Origin of the sequence: Bifidobacterium sp. ESL0763, from assembly GCF_029433395.1 — a bacterium.
Taxonomy (GTDB): Bacteria; Actinomycetota; Actinomycetes; order Actinomycetales; family Bifidobacteriaceae; genus Bifidobacterium.
Map to the genome: position 1 here is coordinate 152,812 of NZ_JAQTHW010000001.1, position 12,662 is coordinate 165,473.

The window sequence follows — 12,662 nt, forward strand, 5'->3', positions numbered from 1 at the left end:
GCGCGGTCGGCACACCCAAAGTGGGGGAATTGAAAATTGAGGCCTGGAATTCCGGGTTCTGATTGTAAATGCCCCGGTTTGGGTGTGCGCCGCGCCCGCACTTTGAAGCCGATACGAACTCCGGATCGTCGGAATCCCGGCGAAACGGGTTTGGCATCAGCCCCAAAGTGCGAGCGTTCTCCTCACTTCACCAGGTAGAAGACGCCATTGACCGACGGGGTGTCATTGTGCTTCCAGTTCATGGCGTAGAGGTACGGCCGATCGGTGGGAGCGGGCGGCTGGGGGCCATAAACCTCATCGTCACCGAAGCCGGGATTGCATGCCGCGGCTGACGCATCCGTTGCGGAGAAGCATGAGGTGTCCGCGTTTTTGAAGACGTAGATCAGGTCGTTTGGCCATACGATATCGGACATAGGAGTGTAGTCTTCGCAGGCTTTCCCGGTCATGCCTGGGCAGGAGTATTCCGAATCTGGGCCCATGAGATTGATATATGGGGAGTTTGGATTGTGGTTGTGGGCTTGGTCGCTCCATCCCTCAGAATCCACAAGCTGCAGCTGACTGGGGGAATGGTCCAGGCCGGCGGCCGGCTTGCCTGAATAGGTCATGGAGCCCTTCTTGTCGAGCTGGATGCAATCGCCGTCGTTCGTGCAGTACTTGCCGGCGATGGTGGAGAAGTCGCCTTTGCCGACTGCGGCGGTGATCTGGTCTGGGCTGGCGTCCTTGGTGGGCTTGGTGGAGCTGGTCTTGCCGTCCTTCGAGAGGGTGAACTCGGTGAGCTGGCTCCAATCGAGCTGAGGCTGGTCGACCAGATAATAAGCAGTGTCGTCGCTGGGCGCCGGTTTCACTGGGTCCATGGTGCTCTTCCCGTCGGCAAGGCCGAACGGTGAGAACGGGTTGGGATCCGAGAGGTCGGAGATATCGACCTTGGTCTTGTCGTAGAGCGAGGGGTCGCGGCGGATGAAGAACGGCCGCGAGGTGTCCACGGCCTTCTGCTGTGCGGCCTTAGCCACCTCGCCCTTGTCGAAGTAGCCGGAATCGACCACCTTCTGCACGTCGGCACCCACCGGGAAGTAGGTGTAGAGCAGGCCCATGGTGTAGCTTGCGCCGGTCATGGACGGTGGGTTATCGAGGTCCACGCCGTCCGTGTCGCTGTTGCCGTTCACGCAGATGGCGGGGCCGGAGCCCGTGTAAGGCACGTCCTTGTCGCCGCACGTGTAACTAAAGACGGTATCGAATGGCGTCAGCTCGAAGGCGCCTAGATTCTTGCCGTAAAGTCCGTTTTGAATTTGTTCTTCCTTGGAGTTTGCGCTGCAATATGCTTGCTGCCCGGCGGGGCAGAACAGGAGTTGGTCTCGAAGATCGCCGTATCGGTTATCTTGCTGTTCCGGATGTTCCGAGCTGAAGACGCCATGATCATATGGTGGCGCAGGCGTGGCGTGGATGCTATCGTCAAGGGTGATGCACTTGCCGGTGTTGTTGCAGTATTCGCCCTCCACTGGTGCCGCGGCGCCGAGGACCTCGCCGTCGGTGCCGGATGTGTCGGAATTCGGCCCAAAGACTGCCTTCGCGCTGACCGCGTCGTTGAACCCGCTGGCGTCGATGCCGTAGTAGAGGGTGAGGTCGCCGCCGTCGGCCTCGCTGCCCGGCTTGGGGTTGGAGTCGACGATCTTGCCGAGCATCTTCTTGGAGGAGAAGCGGGCGCGCATGGTGACGTTGAAGCCGGCGTCCTGGTACTGGCTCTGCGCCTTGTCTTTGTCGGTGCCGATCACGTCGTAGCCCACGCCCTTGGCGTCGTCGCCGGCATGCTCCGCGACCCCGACGTCGATGCCCTTGTCGCTGTCGGTGACGGGCTGGCCGTCGGCGGGCGAGGTGGCGACGACGGTGCCTTCCTTGATGCTGCTGTCGTTGACGATGACCTTGTAATAGTGCACCGCCACGTTCATGCTCTCGATGTTCTCGTTGATGTTCTGCACCGGCTGGCCGCAGGTGCCGTGGGGTACGCCCGGGCCGCGCGAGGAGATGATGGTGATGTCGTTGCGCACGCTGGTGCGCTGGCCGGACCGTACGCTGCCGTAGTTGACGAACGTGCCCTTGGGCTGGCCGGAGAAGGTCGGTTTGGTGGTGGTCTTGAAGCCCTGGCTGTGCAGGGATTTCTCAACGTCCTTGGCCGAGTAGGCATGGGTCTTCTTGGACTTGTGGATGCCGAGGCTGGACGGGTCTGGCACGGCCTTCTGGCCCCAGACGCCTGCCTTGTAGGTGCCGAACGCGGCCGCCGAGACGACGACGATGACGGCGACCACGGCCGCGACGATGATGGTCAGGATCTTCCTGTTGCGCGGGGCGAACGCCGCGGCGAGGCCGTGCGGGTTGGCGGTGGCCGATCCGGTTGCGGAGCCTGCGCCGTTCGCGCTGCCGGGAATGAACGCGGGCGCGCCGGGAAGCGAATCCGTTGAAGGAAGCGGCGACTGGTCCGCATGGACGGTCTGCGACGAATGGGTCGTGCGGGGCGTGGCTTGATCCGCGAAAGCGGGCATGGCCTTGGTCTCCGGGCCGGCGTCCGGGAGGGCTGCCGCCGACTCGGTTGGTGCGGCTGATGCCGTCTGTTCGTTGGGCTCGCTTGTTACATTCGGCGCGGGAGTCGCGGAAGAGGGGAGCGGCACGGTGTCGGGGGCCGCGGGCATGGTCTGGCCAGCGGACGTGGACGTGGCCGTGAAAGCGGAGTCCGGAGTCATGGGCGACGGAGTCGGTGCGGCGCCGGCAGAGCTGTTGCCGGGCATCGGAACCGGTGGCATGGCCGCCGTTTGCGGGGCCGGGGCGTTACCCTCCGCAACGTCGGTCTTGGCGCCGCAGCCGGTGCAGAATTGCGCATCGTCATCGAGTTGTTTGCCACAGTTGGTGCAGAACCTCATCGTCTCTTCCTCTTGCATGCTCAGATGTATGAATATGCAATCACTGTATCACGCAGGTTTTGTCCGTGCGGCGCGGGAATCACGGGGATGGCCATACCTTATATATAAGGGTTATTCATGCGGAATATGCATGCGGCCGGATATGCGTCAAGGTATGCGTTTCCGGCGCCGGCCGGCCAAGGCGATGGCGCGCCCGGGACGCCGCCCGCAGTCTCCATTGGCTTTTGTATGCTGGAACCATGAACGGTTCGGAAAAGAGCGATATGGATCAGCAGGCAAAGAAGATTGCGGAATTCCCGGCGCGCCGGGCACGCTCGTTGCGCTTCACGGGCGGTGCGCCCAGGGCGGCGCGGGCGATCGGCGACGGGTCGCGGGCGCTGTTCCTGCGTTCGGACGGCGCGGAGGACTTGGTCACTTCGCTGTGGATGAGCGTCATCGCACCCGACGGCTCGCATCGCGAGGTGCTGTTGGCCGACCCGCGCGAGCTGCTGGCCGACGCCGACAACGAGGACGTGCCGGCGGCGGAGCTGGCGCGGCGCGAGCGTGCGCGCGAAGGCGGGCAGGGCATCGTCTCGTATTCCGTGGACGCGGCAGGCAAGCGCGTCGCATTCACCATCAACGGACAACTTTTCGTCAGCGAGATCGACGGGGATGGCGACGGCGCCCGCACTCGGCAGATCGCGATTGGCGGCGGCGATAATAAGGACAACGGCGACGGCGCTGGAAACAAGTGGCTGCCGGTGCTCAACCCGCGCATCTCGCCGGACGGCGCGCACATCGTCTACACGACCGGCACCCGCCTGGTGATGGTGGACCTCGCCGATTGGGGCGAGGGTGAGGGCGGCGAGACGGTCGCTCCGGCAGGTTCGCACGGCCATGCCCATGCCCACCCGCACACCTGCGCCGCCGAGGCCGAGGAGGCCGGCGCGGCCAGTGACGTCAACGAGACCAACGCTTCCGGCGACCGGCTCAGCACGGTGTGGAGCATCGGCAACGACCCGACCGGCACGCTGAAGATCGGCCTGGCCGAATTCGTGGCCGGCGAGGAGATGGACCGCTACGACGGCTTCTGGTGGGCGCCCGATTCGCGTGGGCTCATCTTCGAGACCTACGACAGCTCGCCCGAGCCGATGTGGTACATCAGCAATCCCGCCCATCCCGACCAGCCCGCGGCCGGCAGACGTTACGCGCGGGCGCTCACCAAGAACGCCATCACCCGGCTGATGCTGGCCCACCTCGAGTTCGACGAGGCGCGCGGCGGGCGTTACGCGGGCGGCGACGTGCAGAACGTGTTCTGGAAGCGCGACGACTACGAATACGTGGCCGCGGTGAGCTGGAAGGCCGGCCACGAGCCGCTGGTGCTGGTGCAGAACCGCCGCCAGACGCGCGACCAGGTGCTTCAGGTCCAGCCCGACGGGCGCACCCGCGTGCTCGAGGAGCATGCCAACGACCAGTGGATCGACCTCGTGCTCGGCACCCCGGCCTTCACACCGGACGGGCGGCTGGTCTGCGCCCTGAACGACATGGACACCGACACCAACCGGCTGACCGTCGACGGCAAGGCGTTCACGCCCGTCGACTGGCAGGTGCGCGAAGTGCTGGACGTCGGCGACGAGAACGTGCTCGTGGTGGTGCAGCGCACGCCGCATGAGGTTTCGGACTCGGCGAAGGGCGCAGCTGCCGGTCAAGGCGAGGCCAGCGGCGCGGGTTCAGCGGCCGGTGCCTCTGCCGATTCCCTCCGCCCGGCCATGGAGATCGCCTCCGAACGCGGTTCGAAGCCCGAGGTCCCGGCGGCCTGGCGCGGCGACGAGACCCTGCACGACGCCCGCAGCTACGACGTGATCACTATTGATTTCGACGGCCATATCACCCCGGTCACCGCTGCGCCCGGCGTGTGGACGGCCAATCGCGCGGGCGACGGCATCGTCGTCTCCGGCCACGACATGGAGCATGCCGACGCCGTGATGGTGCATGCGATGCGCGCTTCGGCTGCGGCTCCTGTGGCTGGGAATGGCGAAGCCGATATGGCGCATGCTGACGGTTCCGCGGCCGCTGACGGGTCGGAGAGCAACCTCGTTGGGAATAAACCCGCCAACCAAGACGGGAAAGTCGATGCTGCCAACGTACTGGCAAACGACTCCGGCTACGTGACGGAAACCGCCATCGCCAGCCACGCCGAAACCCCCGGATTCGCACCGAACATCGAGTTCGTGCGCCTGGGCGAGCACCGCATGTTCACCGCGATCATCCGCCCCAGCGCCTCGAGCCGGTTCGCGGGCGCGGTCAAACTGCCGGTACTCATGAAGCCCTACGGCGGCCCCGGATTCCAGCAGGTCGTCTTCTCGCAGTCCAACTATTGGGAGGCCCAGTGGTGGGCCGACCAGGGCTTCATCGTGGTCACCGCCGACAACCGCGGCACCACCGGGCGCGGCCCGAAGTGGGACCGCGAGATGTTCGAGGACATGAAGTACGTCTCGCTCGACGACCAGGTGGAGGCCGTGCGCGCGCTGCCGCAGGTCGCCCCCGAGGCCGACCTCGACCGTGTGGTGATGATCGGCTGGTCCTTCGGCGGCTTCCTCTCGGCGCTCGCCGTCCTCGACGCGCCCGACGTCTTCCGCGCGGGTTGCGCCGGCGCGCCGCCCACCGACTGGACGCTCTACGACACCCATTACACCGAGCGCTACCTGGGCCTCGACCCGGCGGTCTACGAGCGCAACTCCATCATCGCCGACGCGCCCAAGCTGCGCCGCCCGCTGATGTTCATCCACGGTTTCGCCGACGACAACGTCACCATCGCCCACTCGCTGCGGCTCTCGAAGGCGCTGATGGAGGCCGGCCGCCCCCACACCTACCTGCCGCTCACCGGCATCACCCACATGACCAACGACCCCAAGGTCGCCGAGAACCTGCTCACCCTCCAGCGCGACTTCCTCTACGACGCGCTGGGCATCGAGCGCTGAGCGGCAGAGTGGTCATTACGCAATGGCATCGACTTCCGCCTGTCCGTCTGACGGGTCGAGGCCGATGCCGGCGTTGATATCTGCTTAGGGTTTTGTCGTCAGTGGAATTAACCAGAAATTGTGAATAATAGAAGAGTCCTTATATGCTAGGAGATATCGAGAGCCTGGTTATATTGGAAGTTGGCTTCATGCCGTCGGCGACTTAGTCACCTTAGGTATAACCGGGCTCCTGATTACTCTTCGCTGGAATTCGTCCTTAGTTGTTTTCCGATGCTGGTCGATTGATCCAGCAATATCGAGTCAGCGGGTTTCGTGTGATGCCGATTTGGATACTGGGTTATAGGCCAAAATACGTTGAATTCAACTGTGCCTCCTTTTGCCGCTTGTCGGGTTTTAGCTAGAACGTGAACAAATCATGACTTAGAGGGCGTGAAAATCCTGACTTAGAAATCCTGCAAATCATGACTTAGAGCTCTCGATAATCATGACTTAGCAAGTTCGATAATCCTGACTTAGGCGGAGGAATGGTGGCTGTGTGGCTTCGGAAACGGGGGCGGGTGGAGCCAAGATGAGGCCGGGGTGGAGCCAAGACGGAGTCGGAATGAAGCCGGAATGATATCGGAACGAACACGTCGCGCGATGACTCCGCGGCATGTGCCTGTGGAGCCGATAGACTAGCCGTATGAGGATACCGCTGATTGACGAGGACCATTACGACGAGGCCATGCGCGAGACCGTGCTGCCGGCGCTCGCCAAGTGCCGGGTCGAGGGATGGATGGCGCCCGCCGGCGTGGCCGATGACGACGTTGTTTCCAATTCGGCACCCGCCGATGGGGCGAAAGACGTTGAGCGCGCCGCCGGCGATTCAGGCATCGCTGATGAAGCCAATGCGGAATCGGCGAACGATGCCAACGTCGGTCGCCCTGATGCCGGTCGCGCTTCTTTTGACAGCGCGAGTGCCGATGGTGATGGCGACGCCGCTCATGTCGGTATAAAGAACGCGAAGGCTGGTGCCGGTATGGAAGGCACAGGGGCCGGAGTTTGCGAACCTGGCATCGGCACCGGCATCGGGATTAATGACGGGCAACCTGCGCCGCTCACGAACAACACCCTGTTCGGCATCTCGTCGCTGCCCGCGCCGCCGACGCCCGGCGACCTGCACTATGTCTGCTTCGACGCGCACCGGTTCGACAGCCTGAACGTGCCCGGCGCCAGCGCGAAGTTCCGCGGTTCCATCGTCTTCTCGTTCGGCTTCACTGAGTTCGCCGCCAAGCACGCCGAGATGACGTGGTACTTCCTGCTCGCCGGCTATTCCGTCTGCATCCTGGAGCATCGTGGCCACGGCTATTCGGTGCGCGATGTCGACAATCCCTCGCTGGTCTGGATCGACGATTGGCGGCGGTATGTCGCCGATTTGGCCAAGTTTGCGCGAACCGTCGGCCGACAGTATGCGGGCGATGAATCGATGCACCTCTACGCCCATTCGATGGGTGGCGGCATCGGGGCCGCGGCGCTCGAATGCTACCCGATGCTCTTCGACCGCGCCGTGCTTTCCTCGCCCATGATCGAGCCGATCACCGGCATGCCCAACGCCATCGCCGGCCCCGCCACCGCGCTCGCCGGCGCCGTCGGGCTTTCGCGTCGCCGCGCGCCCGGGCAGTCCGAGTTCTCGCCGACCATGAGACTCAAGGGCTACGAGGGCGCGCAGCAGTCTCGTGTGCGCTGGTATTTCGAGCGCCGCCTGCACGATCGGCACTACCAGACCAACGCCGCCACGTTCGGCTGGGTCAACCAGGCGCTCAGGATGTCGCGCGCGATCCTGTGGCGCGAGGCCTGTTCGCGCATCGATACCCCGATCCTGCTCTTCCAGGCCGGGCGCGACACGTGGGTGCACAACGCGGCGCAGAACCGTTTCGTCGACCGCGTCCGCCTCGAAAGCGGCGACGTGGTCCTGGAGCGCGTCGAGCCCGCCGTCCACGAGATTTTCAGTATGCCCAACGCTGTGCTTGGCCCCTACGTCGAGCGCATCATCGACTTCTACGCCGAGTCCGTCGACGAAATGGTCGCCGACGCCGAGTGAGCCGCGCAGGCCAGCCGGTGCCATAATCCGTTTGCGCCATAAATAAGCCTCTGACTGCTGCTCATCGGCCCATTTATGGCGCAAAATTATAATTCCGCCATAAACAGGCCGCTGACCGCTGCTGAGCGGCTCGTTTATGGCGGAAACGTGCCGGTTGGGTTGGCCGACCGACTATGGGCGACGCCGCGGGACTGGTGGATACGGCCGACGCTGGTGGTGGAATCCGGCCGTGTCCCGCCGCGGTTTGGGCATACGATGGAGATGCCCGAAACGTTGGGGAATGGAGAACGATCATGAAGTACGATTTCACGTCGATTATGGACCGGCACGGCAAGGACGCCATCGCGGTGGACGGGCTCGGCACGCAGCCCGGTTTCGCGCCGGAACCGCCCAAGTACGGCTACGACGTCATCCCGATGTGGATCGCGGACATGAACTTCGCCACCGTCCCCACGATCACCGACGCCATCATCGAGCGCGCGAAGCACCCGGCGTTCGGCTATTTCGCGCCCACGGACGACTATTTCGATTCCATCATCGACTGGCAGAAGACCCGCAACGGCGTCGAGGGCCTCACCAAGGAGGCCATCGGCTACGAGAACGGCGTGCTCGGCGGGCTCATCTCCGCGATCTCGTGCTTCGCGGCGCCCGGCGACTCGGTTCTGGTGCACCAGCCGACCTACGTGGGCTTCACCGGTTCCATCGAATCCAACGGCTTCCATATCGTCCACACGCCGCTCAAGCGCGACGAGGAGGGCGTCTGGCGCATGGACTTCGACGACATGGACCGCAAGCTCAGGGAGAACAACATCCACGTCGCCGTCTTCTGCAGCCCGCACAACCCCTGCGGCCGCGTCTGGGAGCGCTGGGAGATCGAGAAGGCGATGGAGGTCTACCGCGCCAACGACTGCGTGGTCATCTCCGACGAGATCTGGTCCGACATCATCCTCGAGGGCCACAAGCACATCCCGACCCAGTCGGTCAGTGAGGATGCGCGCAACCGCACCGTCGCGCTCTACGCGCCGAGCAAGACCTTCAACCTCGCCGGCCTCATCGGCTCGTACCACATCATCTACAACAAGACCCTGCGCGACCGCGTCGTCGCCAAGAGCTCGAAGGTGGTCTACAACGAGATGAACGTGCTCTCCATGCACGCGCTCATCGGCGCCTACAAGCCCGAGGGCCACGACTGGCTCGACCAGCTGCGGCACGTGCTCACCGGCAACGTGCGGTACGCCTCGAACTATATCCGCTCGCATTTCAAGGGTGTCGAGTTCGCCGACCCGCAGGGCACCTACATGCTCTTCCTCGACTGCTCCGGCTGGTGCGAGGCCCACGGCGTCACGCTCGACGAGGTCTTGAAGCGCGCCTGGAACGTCGGCGTCGCCGTGCAGGATGGCCGTCAGTTCAAGGCCCCGTGCGCCATCCGCATGAACCTCGCCCTGCCACTGACGCGCATCCAGGAGGCGATGCAGCGACTGAACAAGTACGTCTTCATCGACTGAGGGCTCATCGCCATTTTGGGCGCTGTTTGTCAGCCCAACTGATTGTGTAGTCAAAAAGGGGCGTCTGCCGCAGGTTATCGCGGTAGGCGCCCCTGGTGTTAGCTACTCGGCGCTGAGGCTGGCGGAATCGGATGTGTTATTTCGGTTGTGGATGCAGGATTCCCTCGCTGAATGTTTTATTGGAACTGATGAGTTTGTTGATTGTCTTAGCGGTCCCGGTGTCTCCGTCAATTTTCCCTCTGTATTCATTCAGCATTATTATGGCGGCGAATACGCTTTTCGAATCGAACGATATTCCTGATTTGCTCAGTCTGTGTTTGATTTTCTTAGGCACGGCGCATGCGATGTCAAGGCGACGGTGCCAGAGCTGACTATGGTGGGCGCACATGTTTCGAAGGACGCACAGCGAATGGAGAACATCGGTGAATGGAGCCCATTGGATATTGAGTTCCGTGGCGACGGATTTGGCTGGTTCGAAGTCTGAGAAGTTTTTGATGATTTTCGACACTTTGCCGAAAGAAAGGACCTCGACGGCAACCCAGATTGGTAAGTTGGTAAAATCATCGCACAGATTTTGATGCGCTTCAGAGCTGCGGTAGTGTGCGATCATCTTGCTTTTCGAACGGTTAAGCTCTTTTGCGATTTCCATGGGAATGTCGGCTGTTTCCCCGTTCGGATATCGAATCGGATTGTATAAGTCGTTGTTGAGGTAAAAGGCATACTCGCCGTAGGCTTCACCCATGGCGTGTGCGTAACGGGTGCGAATCGCCATCTCTACATGACTTGATTGCTCAAACAACAGTTGACGCAGACTATGGTCAAGCGCCATGATTGAACTTACTGTTTCGAATGAGGCGTCATCGGTGAACCTGTCATTGTGCTGGCGCGGATCTATTTGCCATTGGCGGGAGTAGCCTGTGAAGCGGTAATAGTTGTTGTTTTGAAGAAACCTGAGAAGCTCATCGCGGTGCCCGCACGAAAGCCCGCGGACGTCGCACAATAAAGTGACAAGTTCGTCCGTCGTTTTGAATGGCTTATTCGGTATGGTGGTCATCGTTGCCTTGTAAGTAAAACTTGACCCACCGCATTTTAGGATTACCGAACATTCCGAACGAACATTCTGCAACTAGCCTTGGGTGGGTGCTGTTATCTACAGTATAACAAACTCCGCAGCACGGAGGCAAATCACGACTTTCCGTACATCTAGTGTGATGGTAATGTTTTGGGCACTAGATGTACGGGAGCTGTTGCGAAACCGCATCTGAGTGCGGCCAAGGTGCGCTTTCCTCGCTGAAAGTGGTGGAGCCGTTAAGAAAAGGGACCTAGAGAGTTTCAAGGTCCCTTCTCGTCACTGGAAGCGACGCTATCTGCTTCGCCACCGTTTATCTACATCATCGCATCAGCTACTTCGAGCCGGCCTCGGCGGCTTCCTTCTTGTGGATCTGGAAGGCGAGCTCGGCGATGTGCAGGCAGTGGCGCAGGAACTCCTGCGTGCGGCACGGGCTGTCGACCCTGCGCCCGACCTCGGCGATGTAGCCGTTGATGTAGTCCACCTCGGTCTTGCGGCCGTTGTGCATGTCCTGGTACATCGACGGATAGTGCAGCGGGTTGGCGACGCGGCTGACGTAATCGACTTCCTGCACGGCGGCCTCGCGGTCCTGGATCGGCTTGAAACCGTCGCGTTCGAGCGCGTCGTAGGCCTCGTTGATCAGCTGCCGCGCCATGTCCATCGCGCCGGGGTAGGAGATGAACTGCCCCATCGTGATCTCGTACATCGTGCACAGCGAGTTGATCACGGAGTTGAAGATGACCTTCGCCAGGCAGGTGCCGCGGAAGTTCTGCGTGACCTGCGGGTTGAAGCCGGTCTTGTCGAGGTCGGCGACCATCTCCTTCTCGATGTCGGTGATCTCCTCGGTCATCGCGCAGATGTGCATGGTGCCGGCGCCGGGCTTGCCGATGAAGTCGACGTCGCCGGGGCCGTTGAAGACGGACGCGACCATCGCGGTGCCGCCGTAGATGCGCTCCTTGGGGAAGTAGTTGAGGATCTTGTCGAAGTGGCCCCAGCCGTTCATCGCGGAGAAGACGACCTGGTGGTCCTTGAAGATGCCCGCGTCGGCGCAGCGTTTGAGCGCGTCCTCAAGTTGCATCTGCTTGAGCATGATGATCCAGACGTCGGGGTCGCCGCCCTCCCGGCGCAGCTTCTCGCCGTAGTCCTCGGGGGAGTAGATGTCGGCCTTCACCAGGTGGCGGTTCTCGTGGTCGCGCGAGACGTAGGCACCGCCCTGCTCGCGAATCTTGTCGACGTTGGGCTGCCACGGCTCGACGTACTCCACTTCCTTGCCGGCCTTCTCCTGCAGCAGCACGCCGTATCGCAGGCCCATGGCCCCGGCGCCGATGATTCCGTACTTCATATCGTTACTCCTCTTCTCTCGCCTCCGCTTGCGGCTTTGCGGCCGCGGCGGCTGGTGACGATGCGCGGCGCTGGTTGCTCTGGTCGCCCTGATTGCTTGGTTCGTCCGGTCCGTTTGGTTCGCCCGGTCCGTTCAGTCCGTTCGGCTCGTGCGGGGCGATTCGAGTGGTCTGATTGATCCGATCGCTCGAGTCTCTCCGGCCGCTCGGACCGCCCTGACTTTGCGTCTGGAGCTGTCCTGCGCCGTCATCGGTATACGAAGTATGCGTGATACTTTTCCGGCCAAGGTGTCCAATTTCATATCGTGGACGAAAAATTGGCTATTCCGATTTTAATTGCCTAGCAGAGGATGGTGAGGTGGATAAGCGCGAAACGTGGGGGTTGATGGTTTGGGGAGGTTTTGCAGGTTGGCGGTTTGGTGGGGTTTGACGAGGTTTGGAGGTTGGTGGTTGGCGGGGTTGAGAGTTTGGCCGGGTGACGAGATTGTTGGGTTTGACGGCTGTCCCGGTAATGGCGACATTGGCATTGTTCTTGTCAGTGAGGGATGGCGCGATGCGGATTCGTCTTGGTTCGGAGACGGGTTCGACGATATCGATGGCATATGGTTCGGTATCCGCTATCCCGGTATTGCTGCGTTTCGATATTTGGCATGGTGCTGCCGGAAGCCTCTGGCTTGTGGCAGTTTTGCCGGACGCCACCGCAGGCCGATGTGACGGTTTCTTCCATCGGATATGCGAGCCGGCTCGTTGCTGTTCCCACTGAGCGGCACGGCAGGGGTCGGCGCTCGCGAATAGCCCC

The 12,662-nt window shown here is 62.2% G+C and carries 6 protein-coding genes; 3 read left to right on the forward strand and 3 right to left on the reverse strand.

The genetic code is table 11. The annotated features are described in order from the left end of the window. Positions 1 to 182: 182 nt before the first annotated feature. The gene (locus PT282_RS00495; protein ID WP_277167638.1) at positions 183 to 2,927 is read right to left on the reverse strand and encodes a PASTA domain-containing protein; all 2,745 of its coding nucleotides are present in this window, start codon (positions 2,925 to 2,927) and stop codon (positions 183 to 185) included. 245 nt (positions 2,928 to 3,172) lie between these two features. Between PT282_RS00495 and PT282_RS00500 the strand changes: the two genes are divergently transcribed. The 3 genes from PT282_RS00500 (at position 3,173) to PT282_RS00510 (ending at position 9,454) form a co-directional block, all read left to right on the forward strand. Next, entirely contained in the window at positions 3,173 to 5,869 is a 2,697-nt protein-coding gene (locus PT282_RS00500) for a prolyl oligopeptidase family serine peptidase (RefSeq protein ID WP_277167639.1), read from the forward strand. A gap of 682 nt (positions 5,870 to 6,551) precedes the next feature. Next, on the forward strand, positions 6,552 to 7,949 hold the full coding sequence (locus PT282_RS00505; protein ID WP_277167640.1) for an alpha/beta fold hydrolase: 1,398 nt from the start codon (positions 6,552 to 6,554) through the stop codon (positions 7,947 to 7,949). Positions 7,950 to 8,242: 293 nt separating this feature from the next. After that, positions 8,243 to 9,454, forward strand: a complete 1,212-nt coding sequence (locus tag PT282_RS00510; RefSeq protein WP_277167641.1) for a MalY/PatB family protein — start codon at positions 8,243 to 8,245, stop codon at positions 9,452 to 9,454. A 136-nt stretch (positions 9,455 to 9,590) separates the two neighbouring features. Here PT282_RS00510 and PT282_RS00515 read toward each other — a convergent pair whose 3' ends face one another. Then, positions 9,591 to 10,508 carry an Abi family protein gene (locus PT282_RS00515; protein ID WP_277167643.1) on the reverse strand — a complete coding sequence of 306 codons (918 nt, stop codon included), beginning with the start codon at positions 10,506 to 10,508 and terminating at the stop codon, positions 9,591 to 9,593. Between the two features lie 349 nt (positions 10,509 to 10,857). Then, positions 10,858 to 11,865, reverse strand: a complete 1,008-nt coding sequence (locus PT282_RS00520; protein ID WP_277167644.1) for a ketopantoate reductase family protein — start codon at positions 11,863 to 11,865, stop codon at positions 10,858 to 10,860. Positions 11,866 to 12,662 lie beyond the last annotated feature (797 nt).